Annotated in this window: 23 protein-coding genes and 1 pseudogene; 14 read left to right on the forward strand and 10 right to left on the reverse strand. The window is 68.1% G+C overall.

Annotation, left to right across the window (positions count from 1 at the left end; all coding sequences use genetic code 11):
• Nucleotides 1–8: 8 nt before the first annotated feature.
• Nucleotides 9–419: a hypothetical protein gene (locus tag ACIRB1_RS41135; protein ID WP_403469137.1), complete on the reverse strand. Its 411-nt coding sequence runs from the start codon at nt 417–419 to the stop codon at nt 9–11.
• Between the two features lie 207 nt (nt 420–626).
• Nucleotides 627–824, reverse strand: coding sequence for a hypothetical protein (locus ACIRB1_RS41140; RefSeq protein WP_403469138.1), 198 nt, complete (start codon nt 822–824; stop codon nt 627–629).
• Nucleotides 825–1382: 558 nt separating this feature from the next.
• Here ACIRB1_RS41140 and ACIRB1_RS41145 point away from each other — a divergent pair.
• The 6 genes from ACIRB1_RS41145 to ACIRB1_RS41170 all read left to right on the forward strand — a co-directional run bounded on the left by ACIRB1_RS41145 (nt 1383) and on the right by ACIRB1_RS41170 (nt 9328).
• Nucleotides 1383–2396 (forward strand): LacI family DNA-binding transcriptional regulator, encoded by a 1014-nt coding sequence (locus tag ACIRB1_RS41145; RefSeq protein WP_352178925.1) that lies wholly within the window; start codon nt 1383–1385, stop codon nt 2394–2396.
• 139 nt (nt 2397–2535) lie between these two features.
• On the forward strand, nt 2536–3783 hold the full coding sequence (locus tag ACIRB1_RS41150; RefSeq protein WP_403469139.1) for an extracellular solute-binding protein: 1248 nt from the start codon (nt 2536–2538) through the stop codon (nt 3781–3783).
• A 10-nt stretch (nt 3784–3793) separates the two neighbouring features.
• Nucleotides 3794–4777, forward strand: a complete 984-nt coding sequence (locus ACIRB1_RS41155) for a carbohydrate ABC transporter permease (RefSeq protein ID WP_403469140.1) — start codon at nt 3794–3796, stop codon at nt 4775–4777.
• Nucleotides 4774–5583, forward strand: coding sequence for a carbohydrate ABC transporter permease (locus ACIRB1_RS41160; RefSeq protein WP_403469141.1), 810 nt, complete (start codon nt 4774–4776; stop codon nt 5581–5583). The genes ACIRB1_RS41155 and ACIRB1_RS41160 overlap by 4 nt, the downstream gene beginning before the upstream one ends.
• A gap of 83 nt (nt 5584–5666) precedes the next feature.
• On the forward strand, nt 5667–7403 hold the full coding sequence (locus ACIRB1_RS41165; RefSeq protein WP_403469142.1) for an amylo-alpha-1,6-glucosidase: 1737 nt from the start codon (nt 5667–5669) through the stop codon (nt 7401–7403).
• A 71-nt stretch (nt 7404–7474) separates the two neighbouring features.
• A complete protein-coding gene (locus ACIRB1_RS41170) occupies nt 7475–9328 on the forward strand; it encodes an RICIN domain-containing protein (RefSeq protein WP_403469143.1) in 1854 nt (617 codons plus the stop codon).
• Between the two features lie 535 nt (nt 9329–9863).
• Here ACIRB1_RS41170 and ACIRB1_RS41175 read toward each other — a convergent pair.
• Nucleotides 9864–10292: a short chain dehydrogenase gene (locus ACIRB1_RS41175; protein WP_403469144.1), complete on the reverse strand. Its 429-nt coding sequence runs from the start codon at nt 10290–10292 to the stop codon at nt 9864–9866.
• Nucleotides 10293–10420: 128 nt separating this feature from the next.
• On the opposite strand from ACIRB1_RS41175, the gene ACIRB1_RS41180 reads away from it, so the two are divergent.
• Nucleotides 10421–11026, forward strand: coding sequence for a hypothetical protein (locus ACIRB1_RS41180; RefSeq protein WP_403469145.1), 606 nt, complete (start codon nt 10421–10423; stop codon nt 11024–11026).
• Between the two features lie 853 nt (nt 11027–11879).
• Here the strand turns inward: ACIRB1_RS41180 and ACIRB1_RS41185 are convergent.
• Complete coding sequence (locus tag ACIRB1_RS41185) at nt 11880–12593, reverse strand: MBL fold metallo-hydrolase (RefSeq protein WP_403469146.1); 714 nt, start codon at nt 12591–12593, stop codon at nt 11880–11882.
• A gap of 681 nt (nt 12594–13274) precedes the next feature.
• Between ACIRB1_RS41185 and ACIRB1_RS41190 the strand changes: the two genes are divergently transcribed.
• Nucleotides 13275–13550, forward strand: coding sequence for a hypothetical protein (locus tag ACIRB1_RS41190; protein WP_403469147.1), 276 nt, complete (start codon nt 13275–13277; stop codon nt 13548–13550).
• A 584-nt stretch (nt 13551–14134) separates the two neighbouring features.
• On the opposite strand, the gene ACIRB1_RS41195 is transcribed toward ACIRB1_RS41190, so the two are convergent.
• Nucleotides 14135–14446 (reverse strand): EthD family reductase, encoded by a 312-nt coding sequence (locus ACIRB1_RS41195; protein ID WP_403469148.1) that lies wholly within the window; start codon nt 14444–14446, stop codon nt 14135–14137.
• Between the two features lie 99 nt (nt 14447–14545).
• Nucleotides 14546–15130 (reverse strand): carboxymuconolactone decarboxylase family protein, encoded by a 585-nt coding sequence (locus ACIRB1_RS41200; RefSeq protein ID WP_403469149.1) that lies wholly within the window; start codon nt 15128–15130, stop codon nt 14546–14548.
• Nucleotides 15131–15278: 148 nt separating this feature from the next.
• Here ACIRB1_RS41200 and ACIRB1_RS41205 point away from each other — a divergent pair, with 148 nt between their 5' ends.
• Nucleotides 15279–15575 carry a winged helix-turn-helix transcriptional regulator gene (locus ACIRB1_RS41205; RefSeq protein WP_403469150.1) on the forward strand — a complete coding sequence of 99 codons (297 nt, stop codon included), beginning with the start codon at nt 15279–15281 and terminating at the stop codon, nt 15573–15575.
• A gap of 58 nt (nt 15576–15633) precedes the next feature.
• Here ACIRB1_RS41205 and ACIRB1_RS41210 read toward each other — a convergent pair whose 3' ends face one another.
• Nucleotides 15634–15879, reverse strand: coding sequence for a hypothetical protein (locus ACIRB1_RS41210; RefSeq protein WP_403469151.1), 246 nt, complete (start codon nt 15877–15879; stop codon nt 15634–15636).
• A 110-nt stretch (nt 15880–15989) separates the two neighbouring features.
• Here ACIRB1_RS41210 and ACIRB1_RS41215 point away from each other — a divergent pair, with 110 nt between their 5' ends.
• Entirely contained in the window at nt 15990–16109 is a 120-nt protein-coding gene (locus ACIRB1_RS41215) for a hypothetical protein (RefSeq protein ID WP_403469181.1), read from the forward strand.
• 95 nt (nt 16110–16204) lie between these two features.
• On the opposite strand, the gene ACIRB1_RS41220 is transcribed toward ACIRB1_RS41215, so the two are convergent.
• The 3 genes from ACIRB1_RS41220 to ACIRB1_RS41230 form a co-directional block, all read right to left on the reverse strand.
• Nucleotides 16205–17056: an NAD(P)H-binding protein gene (locus tag ACIRB1_RS41220; protein ID WP_403469152.1), complete on the reverse strand. Its 852-nt coding sequence runs from the start codon at nt 17054–17056 to the stop codon at nt 16205–16207.
• Nucleotides 17057–17128: 72 nt separating this feature from the next.
• Entirely contained in the window at nt 17129–17623 is a 495-nt protein-coding gene (locus tag ACIRB1_RS41225) for a hypothetical protein (protein ID WP_403469153.1), read from the reverse strand.
• A gap of 449 nt (nt 17624–18072) precedes the next feature.
• Entirely contained in the window at nt 18073–18633 is a 561-nt protein-coding gene (locus tag ACIRB1_RS41230; RefSeq protein ID WP_403469154.1) for an ArsR/SmtB family transcription factor, read from the reverse strand.
• 57 nt (nt 18634–18690) lie between these two features.
• Here ACIRB1_RS41230 and ACIRB1_RS41235 point away from each other — a divergent pair, with 57 nt between their 5' ends.
• The 4 genes and pseudogenes from ACIRB1_RS41235 to ACIRB1_RS41250 all read left to right on the forward strand — a co-directional run bounded on the left by ACIRB1_RS41235 (nt 18691) and on the right by ACIRB1_RS41250 (nt 21147).
• On the forward strand, nt 18691–19608 hold the full coding sequence (locus ACIRB1_RS41235; RefSeq protein ID WP_403469155.1) for a S41 family peptidase: 918 nt from the start codon (nt 18691–18693) through the stop codon (nt 19606–19608).
• A gap of 105 nt (nt 19609–19713) precedes the next feature.
• Nucleotides 19714–19869, forward strand: coding sequence for an SUKH-3 domain-containing protein (locus ACIRB1_RS41240; protein WP_403469182.1), 156 nt, complete (start codon nt 19714–19716; stop codon nt 19867–19869).
• Nucleotides 19862–20619: pseudogene (locus tag ACIRB1_RS41245) on the forward strand (transposase). The gene ACIRB1_RS41240 and the pseudogene ACIRB1_RS41245 overlap by 8 nt, the downstream one beginning before the upstream one ends.
• 78 nt (nt 20620–20697) lie before the next feature.
• A complete protein-coding gene (locus ACIRB1_RS41250; protein ID WP_403469156.1) occupies nt 20698–21147 on the forward strand; it encodes an ankyrin repeat domain-containing protein in 450 nt (149 codons plus the stop codon).
• Nucleotides 21148–21192: the final 45 nt, after the last annotated feature.

The raw sequence follows: 21192 nt of genomic DNA on the forward strand, positions 1-21192 counted from the left end.
GTCAAGGCTCAGAGCTGACTACGGTTTTGCCGACACTCGTACGTGGGTTGCCCGCCCACCCGGCCGCAGTACCGGACACGGTGCATGTGCCCGGCTGGGTGTAGTCGTCCGCTCGTACGGCGTCCCCGGCGATCGGCGTGTCGCGGTCGTAGCCGTCGGAGAAGGAGGAGCGGAAGGCCGTGGGGCAGGCGCGGAGCGGTCCCGGGCGTGGTGTGGGCATCGAAGCCCGCCTGCGAGAGTTGCTGAAGGGCGGGCACATTCGCGACCGTGCCCGTCACCTGCTCGGGACTGAGCGCCGCGCGCCGGACCGTGAAGGTGTCGATCGCGCCCTTCGGGAGCGGATCCTGGTAGAAGGACTGGCCGATGTAGCCGGCGCTGGTTGCCGAATCGCCGAACAGGCCCTCGGTGTTGATGGCCATCGCGGCGGAGGAGACAGCCACGTTGCGGAGGTCGGTGGTGCCCCGCTGGGCGCTGGTGCGCGGAGGGTGAGGGGTCCCCGCCAGTCGTCGGCGGCCGGGGCGCGTAGCCGGAGACCCGGGCCTCGGCGCCTCCTCCGCCGGTCACTGCAGCGCACAGGACGCCGCCGTTGGACTGAGTGGTGAAGCGGTACGTCGTGGTGTCACCGCCTAGGTCGAAGATCCGTTGCCAAGAGACTTGTCGCCGCTCCACCGCACCCGGGCGGAGACCGTCAAGTCGGCGGCCCCGTGCAGCAGTTCGCGTAGCAGGCCGACGTACGCGCCGTCGGAGGCGGGTGCACCGCCGGGCAGGGCGAGTGCCCTGGCGGCGTCGGAGTCGGTGACGGGCCGCGCGGAGGAGCTGTTCACCAGGGTTGCCGTCAGTCCGTTGCCGGAGCTTGTCGGTGGTCAGGCCGGAGGCGGGGTCGTCCTGGCCGTAGAGGTAGTGAGCGGCGGCCGGCGGCAGGCCGACTGCCTGAGCGGGTGCGGCTGGGTAGGGCGAGCGCGCCCGCGCCGGGCCCAGCACCACCGCGAGCGCGGCTCGGCGGGGGTGGATCGGTCTGTGGATGACATGGATCGCGTCCTCAATCCTCGATGTCGAAGGGCGTGGGCATGCATTGAACCGATTCGATCACTGGGCCGGAGTGGCGAGCGGCCCATCAGCGGGCAGGGGAGTGGTTCCTTGCTTTCCGGGGACGAGCTCACGGCTGTCGGCGGGACCAAATCATCGAACCGGTTCGCGAAGCTAGCATCGCAGGGCCTGACCAGCAATCCTTCCAACACAGGCTTCTCCTGGGCCCATTTCTGCGTCGAAGAGGTCTCTCGCGAGGTGTTGACAGGCGTACGAGCAGTTCCTACCTTCGCTTCACGCGAACCGGTTCGACGATCGGGTCGCCGCCCTCGAACCGGTTCGATTCAGGAGGCCTCATGAACATCGGTGAGATCGCCCGCCGGGCCGGTGTCTCGCGCAGCACCGTGTCCTACGCGCTGAGCGGCAAACGGCCGGTCTCGGACGACACGCGCCGCAGGATCCAGGAGGTCATCGACGAGCTGGGCTACCGCCCCAACGCCAGCGCCCGCGCCCTCGCCAACGGCCGCACCAGCACCATTGGCCTGGTCTTCCCCCCGGCCGGCAACCACTACACCGGGATGCAGCTGGACTTCATCGGCAGCGTGGTGGAGGCCGCCGCAGCCCACGACTACGACGTCCTGCTCTCCCCGAGCGGTGTGGACAGCGACCGGTCCTTCCAGCGGCTGCTGGGGGAGCGGCGGGTCGACGGCGCCATCCTCATGGAGATCAGGCTGGAGGACGACCGGGTCGACCACCTGGCCGACCTCGGCCTCCCCTCCGTCGCCATCGGCCGCACCGCCCACCCGGAGGGCGGCTGGTGGGTGGGCCTGGACCACACCGCGCTCGCGGCGGCCTGCGTCCACCACCTGGCGGACCTCGGCCACCGCCGGATCGCCTTCGTCAACCGTCCCCAGCAACTGCTGCGGGCCGGATACGAGTCCGCCCACCGCGGTCTGGACGGCTTCACCAAAGCCGCCGCCGAACGCGGCCTGACCGTACGCACCTACTGCTGCGGGGACGACGCCGCCTCGGGCCAGGCCTGCCTGGAGCAGATCCTGCACGATGACCCTGCCACCACCGGCCTCGTCACCCTGAACGAGGCCGCCCTCGGGGGCCTGTACCGGGGCCTAGCCCAAGCCGGCCGCCATGTGCCGCGCGACTTCTCCGTCACCGGGGTGGTGGCAGCTCGCTGGGCGGAGACAATGACCCCGCGGCTCACAGCGGCCGACGTACCGGCCGAGGAGATGGGCCGGCGCGCCGTCGACCTGCTCGTGGAACGGCTCGACCACCCCGACGCACCGCCCCGCCATCACCTCCTCGCGCCCCCGATCTCCCTGCGAGCCAGCACCGGACCCGTCACGGCTCCCTGAGCGCCCCTCGCGGCCAACCCCGTATACCCACCTCACCCGCCGATCGCCCGACTGCTCAGCGGTGCTGTTCGGCGTGCCCGACTCCCCTCGCAACCCCATGCCTCGGCACCCGCATGCCCAGAACAAAGGAGCTCCCGCCATGAACAGGTCCTCCAGACACCGCCGGCTGACCGCCACCGTCCTCACCGCGCTCGCCGTCACCGTCACGGCCACCGCCTGCTCCTCCGGCTCCGGCAGCACCGACACCAAGGACGCCGGCAGCGGCACCTACACCATCTGGGACCCCTACCCGCAGTTCGATCAGAGCTCGGCCTGGGTGAAGCTGCTCGACCAGTGCGGCACCAAGGCCGGCGTCAAGGTCAAGCGCACCGGCTTCGACACCAGCGACCTGGGCAACAAGACACTGCTGGCCGCGCAGCAGGGCAACTCGCCGGACGTCCTCATCGTCGACAACCCGGTGGTGTCGACGCTGGCCGAGGCGGGCGTGCTCACCACCACCGACGACAACAAGCTGGACACCTCGAAGGTCGACCCCAACCTGCTCGCGGCCGGCCAGTCCGGCGGCAAGACCTACGGCACGCCGATCGGCGCCAACACCCTGGCCCTCTACTACAACAAGGACGTACTGAAGAAGGCCGGCGTGGACATCGCCTCGGTCAAGGACTGGAACACGCTGACGGCGGCCCTGGCCAAGGTCAAGAAGGCCGGCAAGAAGGGCATCACCTTCTCCGCGATCGGCACCGAGGAGGGCAGCTTCCAGTTCCTGCCGTGGTTCTGGGGCTCAGGCGCGAAACTGACCGCACTCGACTCCGCCCAGGCCGTGTCGGCGCTCTCGCTGTGGAAGGGCTGGCTGAAGCAGGGCTACGCCCCCAACTCGGTCCTCAACAACACCCAGACCACCAGCTGGCAGGAGTTCGCCACCGGCGACTACGCGTTCAGCGAGAACGGCACCTGGCAGCTCGCGAACGCGAAGAAGGCCGGCTTCGACTACGGGGTGCTGCCCATCCCCGGCGCCACCGGCGGCAACGCCGCGGCCCCGACCGGCGGCGAGTTCGTGACCATCCCGGTCCAGAAGGACACCGCCCGCTACGCCACCTCACAGAAGCTGGCCAGCTGCCTGACCAGCACCGCCAACCTCTACACCACCGACACCACCCTGTCCTACGTGGCCCCGACCGGCGAGGTCCAGGACAAGCAGGCGGCCGCGAACGCCGAGCTGAAGCCGTGGGTCGCCGCCGTCAAGGCCGCCAAGGGCCGCACCAGTGACGACCTGGGCACCAAGTACCCCAAGATCTCCGAGCAGATGTGGAAGGCCGTCCAGTCCGCCCTCAGCGGATCCACGTCGCCCAAGGACGCGCTGTCCACGGCGCAGGCCGCGGCCAAGTGACGTGAGTCCGATGAAGCAGACAACCCGTCCGCCGGACCAGCGGTCCCCGGGCGTCCCGAAAGGGGCGGCCATTGCCGCCCCACCCCCGGCCCGCAGCCGCAAGCGCCGCCCGACCGCCTCCACCCAGTGGGCCGCCTGGGGATTCCTCGCCCCAGTGACTGTCTATCTCGGCCTTTTCTACGCCTACCCGCTCTACCGCAACCTCGACCTGAGCCTGCGCAACTACACCGTCCGCTCCTTCGTCCAGGGCGACGCGCCGTTCACGGGACTGGCGAACTACCGCACCGTCTTCGCCAACCCGACCTTCGCCCCCGCCCTGCTGCACACCGCCGTCTTCACCGCCGTCTGCCTGTTCTTCCAGTACGCCATCGGGCTCGCCCTCGCCGTCTTCTTCAACCAGAACTTCCGGCTCTCGGCCACCCTGCGGGCCCTGTTCCTCGTCCCGTGGCTCCTGCCACTGATCGTGTCCGCCTCCACCTGGTCGTGGATGCTCAACAGCGACTCCGGCGTCGTCAACGCCACCCTGCACGTCCTCGGTATCGGCCCTGTGAACTGGCTTACCTCGCCGTCCTGGTCGCTGGCCTCGGTGATCATCGCGAACATCTGGATCGGGGTCCCGTTCAACCTCGTCGTGCTCTACAGCGGACTGCAGTCCATCCCGGCCGGTCTGTACGAGGCCGCCGCCCTCGACGGGGCGGGCACCTGGCGGCGCTTTTGGAGCATCACCTTCCCGCTGCTGCGCCCGGTCTCAGCGATCACCCTGCTCCTCGGCCTGGTCTACACACTCAAGGTCTTCGACATCATCTGGATCATGACCAAGGGCGGCCCGGCGGACTCCTCCACCACCTTCGCCACCTGGTCCTACCAGCTCGGCTTCGGCAACCTGCTGCCGGCCTTCGGCCCGGGCGCGGCCGTCGGCAACCTGCTCGTGGTCGTCGCGCTGGTCTTCGGCCTGGTCTATGTCCGGGTGCAGAGAAAGCAGGCCCTGTCATGAAGACGCGGTGGAAGACGGCCGTCGGCGCCCTGCTGACCGCGATCATGCTCTTCCCGGTCTACTGGATGGTCAACGTCTCCCTCACCCGCGACCAGGACATGCGCAAGAGCCCACCGGATCTGTTGCCCCTGCATGGCACCCTGGCCGGCTACCGCACCGTCCTCGACGAGCAACTGCCCTACCTCGGCACCAGCTTCGTCACCGGCCTTGGCACCGTCGTACTGACGGTGACCCTGTCCGCCCCCGCCGGTTACGCGCTGGCCAAACTGCGCCCCCGCGGCGGCGGCATCCTGAGCTTCGTCCTGCTGGCCGCCCAGATGATCCCCGGCATCATCATGGCGATGGGCTTCTACGCCATCTACCTCCAGCTCGGACTGCTCCGGTCCGTCCCCGGCCTGATCGTCGCAGACTCCACCCTGGCCGTCCCCTTCGCCGTCCTGATCTTCACGGCGTTCATGTCCGGCATCCCGGGCGAACTGCTCCAGGCCGCACAGGTGGACGGAGCACAGGCCCTGCGCACCTTCTGGTCCGTAGTGCTGCCGATGAGCCGCAACGCCGTGGTCACCGTGTCCCTGTTCGCCTTCCTGTGGTCCTGGTCCGATTTCGTCTTCGCCAGCACCCTCGTCAACGGCGGCCCCCACGAACCGATCACCCTCGGCATCTACCACTACATCGGCAACAACAACCAGCAGTGGAACGCCATCATGGCCACCGCCGTCGTGGCCTCGCTGCCCGCCGCGGTGATCCTCGTCCTCGCCCAGCGCTACGTCGCAGCCGGCGTCGCCGCCGGCGCCGTCAAGGACTGATTCCCACAGTTCCGGCACGTCGGCCGACCCCGTCACGCCACGGCCGGCCGACGTTCCCCGCTCCAGAAACGAGTCACGCCACCATGACCGCCGCCCCGTCCGGCCCGGCCTTCTCCGTCCACGACATCCCGTTCAGCACCTACGGATCCTGGTTCGACATCTCGCCCGTAATCGCGGAGAAGACCTACGCCGACGACCTCCACCTCGTCTCGCACCAGAACGGTATGCACGCCGTCCTGCGCCTGATCCCCCTCGACGAGGCGACGGGCGACCGTGTCGAGACCCGCGTCGAGGCGAGTCCGGGCCTGCTCAGCTGGAGCGGCGCGGGCGGCCGGATCGACCTCGCCTACGCGTCGCCGGACACCCTGCGTCTGAGGGGGAGCGGCCTCGGCATCGGTGTCTTCGCCGCCGCACAGACGCTGACCCCGTTCAGCGGCATGTACTTCTTCCACGACCTGGCCGCGGACGCGCACGTGTTCACGTCGTACGAGACCGGCCGCCGCTACCGCGTCACCGTGCTGGCCGGCACCCCGGCCGAGGCGGTCGGCGCCCAGACCCTGGGCAGCGCCGACCGCGGTCTCACCGTGGCCGTGGAGGCCGACGGCACCTGGGAGATCGCGATCGAGGAACTGGACTCCTCCCGGCCGCCATACGCGTCCTCGGGGCCATTCGACGCGGTGGTCGCGTCTGCGCGGGAATCCTTCGCGGACTTCGTCGACGCGGTGGCCCCCTGGCGTTCGCCGGCCACTCCGGCCGCCGAACTCGCCGCCTACGTCCTCTGGTCGGCGACGGTGCGGCCGACCGGCCTGGTCACCCGCCCCGCCGTGCTGATGTCCAAGCACTGGATGGACAAGGTCTGGAGCTGGGACCACTGCTTCAACGCCCTCGCGCTCGCACCCGGTTGCCCGGACGTGGCCCTGGACCAGTTCGCCCTGCCCTTCGACCACCAGGACGCCGACGGCGCACTGCCCGACTCCGTCACCCACTCCGAGGTCCTGTACAACTTCGTCAAGCCACCCATCCACGGTTGGGCCTTCGGCCACCTGCGCCGACGGTTGCCGAAACCGCTCAGCCGGACCGAACTCGCCGTCGTCTACGCCCGGTTGGAGCGCTGGACGGACTTCTGGCTGACCGCCCGAAGAACCCCCGGCGCCCGACTTCCCCACTACCAGCACGGCAACGACAGCGGCTGGGACAACGCCACCACCTTCGACCCCGAGCGGGTCGTCGTCACCGCCGACCTCAGCGCCTTCCTGATTCTCCAGATGTACGAACTCGCCGGTCTCGCAGCGGAGTTGGGGATCCCGGACGACGTGCGGCGGTGGACCGCCGCTGCCGAGGACACGCGGACGGCGCTGTTCGACCAACTCTGGACCGGTGACGGATTCGTCGTCCGGTCGGTGGCCGGCTCGGACACCTGGAGCAGCGCCAGTCTCCTCGACCTGATGCCCGTCGTGCTTGGCGAGCACCTGCCTCCCGAGGTCGGCAGCGTCCTCGCCGACCGCATCAAAGCCCATCTGACACCGCACGGCCTCGCCACCGAACTGCCCACCTCGCCGCACTACCGTGCCGACGGCTACTGGCGCGGCCCGATCTGGGCCCCCGCCACCGTCCTCGTCGAGGACGGACTGCGCCGCCTCGGCCACGACCGGCTGGCCGACGACATCAGCGCCCGCTTCCGGACCCTGTGCGAGACCCACGGCTTCGCAGAGAACTTCGACGCCCTCTCCGGAACGGGCCTGCGCGACCGCGCCTACACCTGGACCGCCAGCAGCTACCTCCTGCTGGCCGAAGCGCACGCACACCGAGAGGCCCGCTGAACGGCCGCCTCTCGCCCAGACCCGGGACCGTCCGGGCCCCGGTTAGACCGCAACCCCGCAGGAGCCGCACCATGCATACGCCCTGGACACTCCCCAGACCCACAGCCCGCACCAGACGCCGAACGGCCTCGTCCGTGGCCGTCCTCCTCGCCGCCCTGGCCGCGACCCTGATCCCCGCAGCCCCCTCCCGGGCCGCGGACACCAGCATCACCGTCGACTTCGCCACCGCCGGCGGCGCCCCCGCTTACCACGCCTCCGGCATGATCTACGGCATGACGCCGGACGGCTCACTCCCGCAGGACCACTTCTTCAAGGACATCAAGTGGCACTTCATGCGGGCCGGCGGCGCACAGCTCAACAGCGGCGGCTACGCCACCAGCCTCGCCGACTACCAGACCCGCTGGAACTCCACCCTCACTCAGTACAAGCGCACGGTCGCCCTCGGCGGCACCTTCGTGCTGCTCCCGCACGACCTGTGGGGCGCGGACGGCACCACCAACCAGGGCTGGCCTGGCGACAACGGTGACTGGACGCAGTTCGACAACTTCGTCACGCAGCTCATCGGCGATGTCAAGGCGAACAACATGACCGTCGAGTGGGACCTGTGGAACGAGCCCGACGGAAGCGGCTTCTGGAAACCCTCCCAGGCCCAGTACCTCCAGATGTGGTCGCGCTTCTACGCCAAGGTGCGCGCCGCCTTTCCCAACCAGCTGATCGTCGGTCCCAGCATCGCCGGCCAGCCCAACTCGTCCAACACCTGGTGGACCACCTACCTCACCTACGTCAAGGCCAACAACGTCGCCCCCGACATCTACAGCTGGCACGACGAACCGGGCGACCCCGCCACCGACGTCGGCCGCGCCAACTCCACCCTCTCCGCGGCAGGCCTGACGAACACCCGGCCGTACCAGATCAACGAGTACGCCACCCTGTCCATGCAGTCCCCGGGCGGAGGTGCCTGGTTCATCGGCCGCTTGGAGCGAGCCGGCGCCGACGGCCTGCGCGGAAACTGGGCCTCCGGCACGAACCTGCACGACGACGAGGCCAACCTGCTCACCAAGAACAGCGCGGGGCAGTACCTGCCACTGGGCGAGTGGTTCATGTACCGCTACTACGGCTCCCAGACCGGCAACATCGTGAACCTGATCCCGGGCACCGGCACCGACGGCCTGGCCACCAAGGACAACACCGCGAAGAACGCCAAGATCCTGCTCGGCAGCAACGGCAACACCGGCACGGTGACCGTCAACCTCAGCGGCCTGAACACCACGTCGGTGGTGGAGAACAGCCAGGTCCGTGCAGTCGTCCAGCGCGTCCCCTACAACAACGGCGGCGCCGTGGCCGGACCCGAGACGGTCTCCGACACCACACTGACAGTCAACAACAACGCGGCCTCGGTCAGCATCCCCTGGTCCAACGCCAAGGACGGATACACCGTCACCCTGCTCCCGCCGTCCAACACGACGATCTCGACCGTCGCGGTCAGCGAGAACAGCGGGCAGTGCCTTGACGACACCAACCTCAGCACCGCCGACAGCACCCAGTACCAGCAGTGGTACTGCGAGGGCGGCTACCAGCAGATGCTCGACTTCAAACCGGTCAGTGGCAAGACCAACACGTACACCGTGGTCAACGAGCTGAGCGGCAAGTGCCTCGACGTCTCCGGGGCATCCACCGCCGACGGCGCCGCCGTCATCCAGTACACCTGCAACGGCGGCACAAACCAGCAGTTCACCCTCAACCCCGTGACCGCACTCGGCAACAGCAAGGACTACCAGCTGGTCGCCGTCCACAGCGGCAAATGCGTCGACGTCAGCAGCGTCTCCACCACGGCCGGCGCCCTGGTCCACCAGTGGACCTGCGACCCGGCGAGCGCACTGAGCACCAAGAAGAACCAGATCTGGCGACTCGCAGGCAGGAGCTGACTGTCGCCGACTCCGAGTACCTCCTGAATGGTGTGGCCGTCCGGCATCACTACGGGCAAGGCCGTGGGCAAGATCGTCCTCGACATGGGGAACGCTGAACACTGATGGCCGGACATCCGGCCGGAAACCCGAAGGGCCCCTCCCACAGGAGATGGCCCTTCGGGCCTGCCGGGTCGGGATGGGGAAACGCCGGCCACCATGGCGGTTGTCCGGATCGAGTGGGCCCAGGCCGCGGTGCTGACCGCTTCCGGCGTCCAAGGCTCCACGCGGACGGTGACGCCCTGGCGTGCCTGCTGCACTTCGGGTTCAGGGTCTGCCAGGTGCACGGATCGATGCGCAGCGAGGACCGCATGTGAAGCTCACCGGGCAGACTGTCGGGGCTGGTGAAGGTGGCCTGGCAGCCGACGTCGCCCATCCCGCGCGAGCACCACGTCTCACTCGCCTCGACGGGCAAAGCCAGCCCGGCTGTGGTGAGCGGCCGGACGAAGACGTCGTGCCGGTCGGCCTGGAAGACGCGTGGCGGATGAAGGGCACCTCAGGCCGTGCTCAGTGGCACCGCGGTGAGCTGCTGTGTGAGGTCCCACATGCGCCGTGCGTCCTCAGGGCTGCGCAGGGGCGAGGAGAGCTTCTGCTCCGCGGGCCGGCCGCCCGCGCCGCCGACGCCATTCGGGCCGAAGAACTTGCCACCTTGATCGCCGGGTGTGGTCGCCGCCATGAGTGCGGGCAGACCGGCACTCGTGACGGTGCCCGTGATGCCGAGCCGGGAGAGTGCGGTGATCATCCGACGGGCCGGCATCGCTTCGGTGCGGCCGATCTCGGGGCGCGCCGCGAGCAGGTTCGTCGGGGCGACCCCAGGATGCGCAAGGTTGGCGCTAATGCTGCCGCAGGCCCTGCTGCGCCGGTCGAGCTCAAGACCGAACAGACCGTAGGCGACCTTCGACTGGGAGTACGCGCCCACGGGCACCGGGAACTTCAGCGAATACGCTGGCCCTGTCTGCCTAGCCAGCGCTGTCTGCGCACCCGTGATTGCGAAGACGGGCGCGACTTCCGGCAACTTGTACATCAACTACACGACCGAGTACATGTTCTCCTGTGACTAAGATCCTGCCCGGCAGAACCCGGGCCTCCGCGCGCCTCCTGTTAGTTGCGATGGCCGCAGGGCCTCTTGCACTGACCGCCTGCAGCAATGAGGGAAGCCACCAGGCCGACACGTCGACCCAAACGCCCTCCTCGGCAACTGCCTTGGCCAAGCCGTCAGACACGGCCAGCGCTCCCAATAAGGCAGCACAGGACGCGGCCGCTCAGCGCGCGGCCGCCGCCGCGAGTGGAGATCCCGTCCAGCCGACGAACACGGCTGTCCCCGATCCCAAGGACTACGGATTCGGGAAGGCGGCTGCCACGGGAGCGCACGGTGAGGTCGTCGCTTACGCGCCTCGCCTGGTGTCGGGACGGGTCGTGGTACCGCTGACGTTCCACAACGGCGGTGACCAACGCGTGGCTTACACCGTCACCGTGACGGTCGTGGGTGGCAGGCAGAAGTCCCCGTTCTCGGTCGTCGAGAAGGCCGGCAATGTCTGGCCGGGCACCACGTGGCCGACCCAGGCAGACATCACCGCCTCCGGCGCCACGGTGGGGACGAGCGACACGAACATCAGCTTGAAAGTCGTCCAGTACGACCCGTTCGCAGACACCAACTGACCTGCCACCCCCACCTCTCAGCGTCACCCAGGCCACGCACGTCGTGCGTAGTGCCACCGGCTCAACTCCTCAGTTCCCGCCCGCCCTTCAGGCCGTTTACGGCCGGGGCGGGCGGCCTCACTCGTGCCCGGTCAAAGGCCCCTGAGGCCATTGCCTGTGCGGTCTCGCCGCCGCAGGCCGGCCAAGCTCCATGGCGATTAGGGGTACGAATCTGCCCATCTGCGGTGATGGCTGCGGGAGCGGAACATCACTCCTCGCATCACCCACAAGGCCACCGAATCGTCGAACCGCCTAGCCCGTCACCGCATGGATGGGGATCGCTGTTGCCCCTGAGGGGCTGTGGCTGGTCTCGCAGAGTCCGCCGGACCCGGGCGCCAGGCAACGAGGGACGGTGTCCGCGGGTATGCGCAGCGCTCTGGTCGACAGTGTGGGCTCCGGTGTGCAATTCCTGGTCATGGCGCAGGCGGGCAGTGGCCTGGGGCCAGTGGGGCTGAGCCGCGTGGTCTCCGTCGCGGTCCTGGGAGCCTACGGCGCAGGCTGGCCGTTGACGGAAGGGCCATGGGCGGCCACCGTGGCGACCGGCTCCGTGGGTACGCTCGCGATCGTGCTGTACCTGGAGGACACCAGGCAACAGCTCACAGCCTCGCCACCGTGCTCTCCGCCTCTACCCCGCCCTCCCCGTCCTCCTCACCCTTGCGCTCCTGAAGGAGCGCCTGAACCGTCGCCGGGGTGGCGGTCTGGCCTGTGCGGTGCTCGCCGGCGACTGAGACTGCGGGCGGGGTCAACTTGTGGCTTGGACGGCGACGCGCGCAGCGCCGGTTCGGGCGGCGCGTCTGGCAGACCAGCGCGCGGGTCAGCCCAGAGGGTCGGGGATCTCGTTGGCGGTGGCCGCTTTGCGTAGCAAGGCAGTGTCGTCACCGCGTAGCGGCTGACCGTGGCCGAAGCAGACGGTGTCAATGTCGATGTCGGCAAAGCGCCTGAAGGAGTCGCGGGCCTGCGCCCGGTCGAGGTTGAACGGCCCGAGTACGACCTGGCCCCCTTGCTCGGTGGCAATGTCACCGGTGAACAGGACAGCCTCGTTCGGGAAGTGCAAGGCGATGCTGCCGTCGGTATGGCCGGGAGTCGACAGGACGCGGGCGTCGATCTCCTCGAGGATCTCGTCGTCGTCGAGCTCGCGGTCGACGCGAGAAGGTGCGGCGTCGGGGATGGTGTCGGCTATGTGGGCGTAGAACTCCTCCTCGGCGTGGGTGAGTGCGGGAAGCGAGCTGTAACTGTCGCCGCGGATGATCGGGGCATCGCTGCGGTGCGCCCAGACGCGAACGTTGGGCCAGGCGGCCAGTTCGGCAGCCGACCCGGCATGGTCGGGATGCCAGTGCGTCAAAACCACATGGGTCAGCGACTCCCGGTCCAGGCCCCAACCGCGCAATGCCTCGGCGATGACTTTGCCTTGCCCGGCGATGCCGGTGTCGACCAGCACCGCGTTCGACCCGCGGCGCAGCAGGTATGCCTGTCCGGGCCCATCGTCGAGCACCATACGCAGATCGGGGCGCACATCAACGATCTTCATTTCGGCCTCCTTGGCCAAACCGGCTGGATCCACCTGCAGTGACCGTGAGCCAGTAACCTCACGGTCGTAACCTAACGCTTGTGACGTTACGGGATGCGGTCTCGGCTTGGCAATGCCGCGCTGTGGATGCCGTTGCACCGACGGTCCACATTGCTGACCCACCGCTCTATCCGGCATGGGTCGCCTGCACCCGGAACCGGGCCATTCGGCGATGTGTTGGGCTTACGAGTTGGTGCGTCAAGGCTGGTGGCTCATGTCTGGCTTGGTCGTGGTCTGTATTCACGTGGTGGCTATGTGGTCGGAGACATGGCCGGCGAGGGCCTGGTAGGTGTCGGGCAACCCGTCGCGGTGGTGGGTCCAGCGCTGGCGTTGCTTCCAGCGTTTGTGGTCGGCGAGGGCGTGTTGGACGGTGATCCGTTGGCACGGAGTGGTCGTGTCGCTGGCGTTCCTGAGCCTCGACGGAGGGCGCGCTCGCTGCTGGTCGCAGTGTGCGTGGTGGGGTGAGGGCTTTCCCTCGGGTGGTCTCGGCTGAGGGCAAGGTAGCCGTCATCAAGGAGAACCTGGACCCGGTCGATGTCGTCAAAGCAGGTGCTGATGCCGGCCGTTCGGGCGGCGGTGACGTCGTGCATCCGTTCTGACCGCAGGCCGTCGGCCCATAGGGTACGGCCGCGCTGGTCCGCGATGACGCTGGCCTTCATCGTGTTCTGCTTCTTCGTGCTTGATACGAAGGCCCGGCGGTCGCCCTGCCTGTGGCTGGCCGGCGACCTGGAGCTGGGTGGCGTCCAGCCGCAGCCGCACGCCCTCGGTCTCGGCGTAGGCGAACACGTCCTCCAGGGTCCGCATCCGCACACCAGGCCGCTCCGCAACGGCGAAGCCCCGCCCGGCCAGCAGCCGGATCACCTCACCGACCGCGCGGGTCACGGCGGAGCGGTCCAGTCGGCGGGTGATCACGCGTGATGACGACGCGGTCGAGCTGTGGAAGAAGGAGATCTGGCCGCGGGTAAGAGCACCGCAGCGGAGCGCGGTGCGGCGCCTGGATCGTTTTCGAGGACGAGGCCGGTCAGTCGATGACTCCGCCGCTGACTCCGCTGCGCGCCAGAACCCGGGGCCGGATCGGCCCAGCCCCGGTTGTGAGGGGGAGGGGCCGTTGCTCCGGGCGGGTGTCGATAGCGGGCGGGCACGGCCTGCGACAAGCCGGGCGTGCGATCCCGGCTGATCTACGCGATCTCTGGGCACCGCGACGGGGCGCGAGGACACACCGAGGGGTTCGGCTGGCACGACTTCCGCAGCCTGATCGTCCGTGCCCGCATCCAGCTCGGCGGCCCGATCGTGCTCGTCTCAGACAACGTGCGCCTTCACTTCATCACTGGAATGAAGGAGCAGTCGCTCTTCTCGGCCCACTTCCTGCTGGGCGGTGCTGCACCTCGCGCAGCCCAACCTTGTGGGTTTCGTGGTGGCCTCACGGCGGCGTTGATGGCCGGACGTGGCCCCAACGGCCGACCGAACACGTCGCGGATGGTACCTACTACCTACTACCTACCTCAGCCGGTCCCGTCCTGCACCGGATAGTGGATGACGACCGCACCGCCGGTGGCGTAGTTGGCGACGTCGGCGGTCACTCGTCGGCCGTACGGCGACGCCCGCGCCGCGGCCATTACGGCGGCGTCAGCGAAGTCGCCTTCGAAGACCGCGAAATACGGCGCTTCTCCCTCGGTCGCCATCACGTCGAAGCTGTAGCGCCACGCAAGCAGGCCGGGCCAATTCATGATCAGCGGGAGGTGGTTGGTCACGTAGTAGTCGCGAAAGTGGTCAGGATCGGCGGGCTTGGAATACAGGACCACCAACTTATGCATGACGGGCTCCGTCCAGTTCAGGGTCGGTGTGTTTGGAGTACAGGACCGCCAGCTTGCGCACGACGACCTTTCGCGCCTCGGAGCGCTCCAGGGCAGAGCTCATTGGTCGGTCCCGGTCACGACGGGGAGGAAGTCGGCGAAGCGAGGCGCGCCGGGCTCGTGCGGCACGCGCGTGGCGCGCGCGGCGAAGCTGACGGCGTGGTACCACCCGCACAGCAGAAGCAGATCGAGCAGCTGGAGTTCATCGAAGACCGACACGAGCCGTGTCCACAGCGCGTCATCGATGTCGGAGCGCTCGTGCAGCGCATCGACAGCGAGGATGAGCAGTCGTTCTCTCTCGGACGTCCAGCACTCGTCGGCGGGACCGCCGTGCACCAGGGATGTCGTCTGCTCGCGGGTCAGCCCGACCCGCTCGGCGAACGTCATCATGTGCACGCCCCACTCGTACTCACAGCCGCACAGCGCGCACGTCCGGTCGATGACGATCTCGCGTTGCCGCATGGTCAGGGTCAGCTGTCTGCTCAACTCGTAGCGACCCCACCCGTGCATGGCCTCGGTCATGGGGACGTTTCTGGCGAACATCCGGAACAGCCCGATCGGTGGAGTTCCCCCGGGCATCATGCGTGCGAGCAGTGCGTCGGCCTGGTCGGTGTACGGCGGGTCAAGCAGGGCTATCCGCGACATCGCCTCTCCTCCCGTCGAGTTCGTTTCGAAATCAGAAACGCCTAATGGATGCTAGTGTTTCGAATAACGAAACGCAAGAGCTAGGAGAGGTATGCCGACACCGCGCCCAGGAACACCGGTTCGTGGATCGACGACCGGCCGTCCCCTCATGGCCGCGATGGACCTGTTCGGCCGTCGGTGGGCGCTACGAATTGTCTGGGAGCTGCGTGAGGGTCCGCTCGGCGCCCGCGCACTGCTGGCACGGTGCGAAGGGCTCTCGTCCAGCGTCCTTTATCAGCGGCTCCGTGAACTCACATCGAGTGGAATCATCGCCCCCTCGGCCGATGGCTACGAGCTCACTCGGCTGGGGGCAGCGCTCAGGCGCGCCCTCCGTCCGCTCGACGAATGGGCGATCACCTGGGCGCAGGAGCAAGAACACAACGATCAGGAGCCCTCGGAGGCGTGAAGGTCGCGCCCGACCAGGTGGAGCGGTGATCTGACGTGCGCAGGCTCGGGACACGGGCTCACGCGGCCTGCGAAACCCCCACCCGTCGATCGCTGGCTCGTCGCCGTGCAGAGGGGGAAGCCGACGTCCAGCTTCGGGTCGTGCTCGTGAGCTTCGGGCCGTGCTCATACGGCTGGATGCCGAGGTCGTGGATGGAGTACTCGCCGAATCGGTTGCTGTGCTCGCTCAGGTACGGCGAGATGTGGGCCAGGTCCTCAGGCTTGATCGTCCAGCCCTCTTCCAGCAGTTGCCGGACAATCTCCATGGCTGCCAGGGTCCCACTGAGATCACCTGCTGGTCAGCCTTCCCTACCTCCACGGACCTCACATCGAGCAGTGTCTACTGACCTACGGCGATGCCTGAATCCTCTGGGTTCTGCCGGTCACCGAAGCCGAGATGGCATATCGCCGCGAGCACGGCCACGAAGCCCTTGAACAGCCCTTCGACGAGCACACGATCGTCCCAACCGACCCAAGGCGTCCATCCGTCGTCTGACCTGGTGCGGTGACCGCAGAGGTTCGCCGTGTTGTCGGGGCATGCAAATTCTCCACTCCTGCTCCTACGCAACATCATTGCGTAGGGCCTGAATGTCACTCCGGGGCAGGGCTGGCGGCTGGTGAGGCGGGTTGGGTGAGGATTGCGGTGACGGCCTGGTCGAGGGTGGCGGCTGGGTGACCGAGGACGTGCGGGAGATCGTCGGTCTGTCGCTCCAGTGCGCCGGCACGGACCTGGTCCTCAAGCCAGCCCTGGGCACCCGGCGCGCGGCCGTGCCGGTCTCGGTGGACGACGGGTCTGCCGGAGATACGGCTGAGTACGTGGGCGAGCTGGTTGTAGGTCCACAGGTCGCCGGTGAAGTCGTAGGCGCGGCCGAGGTGGTGGTCCTCGATGAGGACGCGGGCGGCGGCCTCGGCGAGTTCGCTGCGGAAAGCGGTGTTGATGCCACGCCCGCCGGTGTCGCTGGCCAGTTCACCCGAGGTGACGGCGGCGCGCAGGCCCGCATTGAGGAATGCCTCGCTGTAGTAGGGGTGGCGCAACAGCGTGTGGGGCAGCCCGCTTGCGAACAGGGTGCGCTCGGTGGCGTGATGAGCTGCGGTGACACCGTGGGCCTGAGTGTCGGCCCCCAGAAAACTGGTGTAGATGATCGCTCCGACTCCGGCGGTGCGGGCCGCGTCGATGGCTGCCTGGTGCTGGCCGGCGCGGCGGGAGGGTTCCAGCTCCGGAGAGGAGATCAGCAGCAGCCGGTCGGCTCCCTTGAATGCGGTGCGCAGCGTTGCCGGGTCATCGTAGTCACCGAGGCGGACATGGACCCCGCGAGCGGCGAGATCCGCGACTCTTTTTGGATTGCGCACCGCGGCGATTATGCGATCAGCGGGGCACTGGGCCAGCAACTGGTCGATGACCAGTCGGCCGAAAGCCCCCGAAGCGGCCGACACAACAATCATCCCCAACTCCCTCACCGTGGTGTGGCCGTCGGCGACGCGGCGGTTCGTGACCGCTCGGTCCGGACGTCCGGATCACCATCGATGAACAGCGAACCGCGCGTCAAAGCCTTTTCCAAGCACCAGGATTCTGAGCCTGGCCAGCAACCAATCATCTGCTCGTGCTGTGACCGCCGCAGGTCGTAGAAGTCCTCCGAGAAGTCTCCGAGTACAGCACTCCATTGGTATCCAGTGGTACTGGCCGGTGGTGGCCAGCAGGTCACGGAAAGCATGCAGATAGTCGGCTGGCCGTGACTTCAGTCGTTGGTCCAGCAGATTCTGGAGTTGGCGCACCGCCTCGGTGCAGCTCTGCAGGAGGTCGTCAGCGCCATGGTCTTGCAGGGCGCCGCGCATGATTGCTCCGGCCAGGCTGAGCGCTTCAGGACTCTTGGTGCCGACAACCACCAAGGTTGGAAGCGCGGCGAAGCTCGCAGGAACAACAGTCTGGCCTTCGAGGCCGAGTGCGTCCCAAAGATCGTCCCACGCGTCGGCACCTTTTCCGGCTTCAAGCTGCTCCAGGGGCGCGGGCACCGGCCGGCGGTTGGTAAGGTTCGAGCGTCTGTGTCCAGTCGGTCCAGATCTCGTACCGCCAGGCGATCTGCCCTCCCGAACTGCTGGGCCGGATGAACGCGTCGGTGCGCTGGGTGGTGTGGGGGACCATGCCTCTCGGTGCGCTCTTCGGCGGCGTCCTGGGCACGTGGATCGGACTCCGGCCGTGCATGTGGCTCTGCGCGCTGGGGGCTTGGGCGGCGGGGCTGCTGCTTCTCATGTCTCCGTTGCGGAGGATGCGGGATCAGTGACGGGCCTGGGTCGGTGGTCGGTCGGGGTGCTTCCTGCTGCGCGAAGCGCACGGGTCCGGTTACGGCCGGGCACCGGGCGAGCGGGCTCAGCAGGCCGACTTGGCCGGCGGGCGGATACGCGGCGCGCGGCACGATCCAGTTGCCGACACTCACGCGAACTACTCTGCCAACAGGGCCAGTTCAGGCACCCGTCGCGTCCACGGCAGCACTGGCGGGGCCCGTCGGCGAAGCCTGCTGATAGAGCGCCACCAGCACACCGTGCACCGGCTCGTCCTCCGTGTCCTCTTCCGCGTCGTCGACCAACTTGGCGAGGGCCTCGCCGAGTTCTCTCGCCGTGGCGGGGCTGAGACGTAGATGACGCAGTGTCAGGTGGTGTTCGCCGGGGGAGAGGTCCAGCTCTTGGGCGACGGCGGCGAACATCGCGGCGGTGTCTGCCGCCTGAGGTTCGGCGACGATCATGCGGCGGGCGGTGCGCTGGTAGTACTGCTCGGTGCCGCCACGGACCTGGCGAGTCTCGGTGACATGGACCAGCCCGGCTTCACGAAGCACCTTGACGTGATGGGCCACGTTGCCCTTCTTCGCGTCGAGCTGCGCCGCGAGCTGGCTGATGGTGGCAGGCCGATGCCCCAGGACGAAAAGCAGCCGCTGCCTCAACGGGTGGGCGAGCGCCGCGAATTGGTCGGGCGAACCGATCTCCAGCACGTCCTCGGGGGGTGGCGGGTGGGAAGACTGATCACGCATACCGAAAGTGTCTAATCTCGTTGACGCTTTCGCAAGGGCGGTGCTCTACTCCCTCCCATGACGACCCTGACGAACCTTGGGCCCGCTCCCTTCCCCACTCCTGTCATCGACGAGACAACCCGACTCCTGACCGAGCACTACGTCTTCCCGGACATAGCCGAGCAGCTCGCCACCCTGCTGCACCGACGCCTCACGGAAGGCGCCTACGACGTAGACGAGGCCAAGGAACTCGCCCGCCTGGTCACCGCGGACCTGCAGTCCGTCAACAACGACCGCCACCTGCGACTCAGGCACCACGTCGACCCCGTACCCTCCAAGCAGGGAGCGGCCAATCTGGCCGCCATCCGCCGGGACTTCGACACCTCGCTGGGCGGTGCGCCCCGGGTGGAACTGCTCACCGGCGAAGTCGCCGTGCTGGAACTAGCCCCGATGCTGTTCCCGCTGGAGTGGGCCGCCGAGCCCCTGAGCGCCGCTCTCACCCTGGCCTCCCGCGCCCAGGCCCTGATCATCGACCTCCGCGCCAACCGGGGCGGCGACCCCGACACCGTCGCGTTCGTCTGCAGTCACCTACTCGACGAGCGCACCCACCTCAACACCATGTACTGGCGCGCCGGCGACCGCACCGAACAGTCCTGGAGCCTCCCGCACGTCCCCGGCACCCGCTTCGGCGGCACCAAACCGCTGTACGTGCTGTCCAGTGCCGACACCTTCTCCGCCGCCGAGGAACTGGCCTACGACCTCCAGCAGCTCGGCCGCGCCACAGTCGTCGGCGAGCGCACCCGCGGCGGCGCCCACCCGTGCGAGGGCTGGACTGTACACCCCCACCTGGAGGTCACCGTCCCCGTCGGCCGCGCCATCAACCCCGTCTCCGGCACGAACTGGGAGGGCACCGGCGTACAACCGGACGTCCCGTGCGCGGCGCCCGAAGCCCTCACTCAGGCCCACACACTGGCCCTCGCCCAACTGGCAGGCTGACCCACGGTCATGTGCCCTGTCTGCCAGTCGCGACCTGCGGCAGACCTCGGGAGACTGACTCGGCTGAGGGAAGGAGAGCGCATAGAAGGCATCAGTGTGTCGTTGATGGGTTGCCGTCCGTCTGTGCAGGACGCACTGCGTCTTGCCGGCTGGACAGCAGGTCGCGCGGTTGCCACCGGGGGCTGGACCCGGCAACTGACAGCGGCTGGGCTCAAGCTCAACGACGCGGCGGTCGGGATCTGGGCTGAGTTCGGTGGCTAGTGTGACCCCGGCGTCGGTGCCGTCCTGGATGGGCCTGTTCACCGGACTGAGCCTGCGTAACTTCGGCAAGCTCGTGACCGCCGTGCGCCGGGCGGGGGCGGGCACGGTCCGGCGAGGTCGGCCGGCCTCCCCCTGGAGGACCGCGTCCTGCTGATTGCGGCCTATTGGCGCACCAACTTGACGGTACGACAGCTTGCCCCGTTGTTCGGAAACTCGAAGTCCGCAGCCGACCGCATCATCAACGGACTCGGCCTGCAGCTCGCCTTGCGGCCGCGCCATCGGTTCCGCAAGGACACGGTGTTCATGGGCGACGGCGCCTTGGTGCCCACGCCGTCGCCGCGCAGTCGAAGAATTACCGGTACTCCACCAACCACCAGGTCGTCATCGACGCCGAAATCCGCCTGATCGTCGCGGTCGGCCGACCCCTGCCGGGCAACCGCGACGACTGCAAGGCGTGGGAGCTTTCCGGGGCGAAGGCCACAGCCGGCAACACCCTGGTGATCGCCGACGGCGGCTACCGCGGTACTGGGGCTGGTGATCCCGCACCGTCGCGAACGTGGGCAGGCAGAACTCCCGGCCTGGAAGGAGGAGCACAACCGCTCACATCGCAAGGTGCGCGCCCAGGTGGAGCACGCCTTCGCCCGGATGAAGAGCTGGAAGATCCTTCGCGACTGCCGCTTGAAAGGCGACGGCGCACGTCACGCCATGCTTGGCATCGCCCGCCTCCACAACCTCGCCCTCGCAGGGTAGTCAGGCCGAACGCAGACGCCCCGACCCTGATCGCCAGAGCCAGTTGATCATTGCGGGACAGCCTCTAGTCTCCTGTCTGTGAATCGGCGGTGGCGGAAGAAGTTGTTGGGGCGTTTGTTCGGGGCGATTCAGGCGGGTGATGTCGTTGCGGTGAGGGCATTGCTTGGGGCGGGGGTTGATCCGGAGGGTTCTGATGGTGAGGGCACTACGCCTCTTTATGCGGCTGCAGTGAAGGGGGAGGCTGCAATGGTGGGTTTGCTTCTGTTGTCCGGTGCTTCTCCCGATGTGGAGAGCAGGGGGGTGGGTGCGGAGGGTACGGCGTTGTGTGCGGCTGCGTGTTGGGGGCATACCGCGACGGTGCGTGAGCTGCTGTTCCACGGCGCCGATCCGAACGTAAGGGAGGACGGCGGCATGGGCTGGTCGCCTCTTGAATGGGCGAACAACGGTCCTCATCCCGAAACGGCTGCCCTCCTTATCGCGGCGGGGGCGGTCGATGACCGTCAGCAGCAGGTCGGTCCAGGAGGGTAGTCCGGCAGGGTGCATTGCAACTGTCAACTGATTGCGTTCCGCGTG

It is taken from the genome of Streptomyces sp. NPDC096013 (assembly GCF_044763565.1).
Classification (GTDB): Bacteria; Actinomycetota; Actinomycetes; order Streptomycetales; family Streptomycetaceae; genus Streptomyces.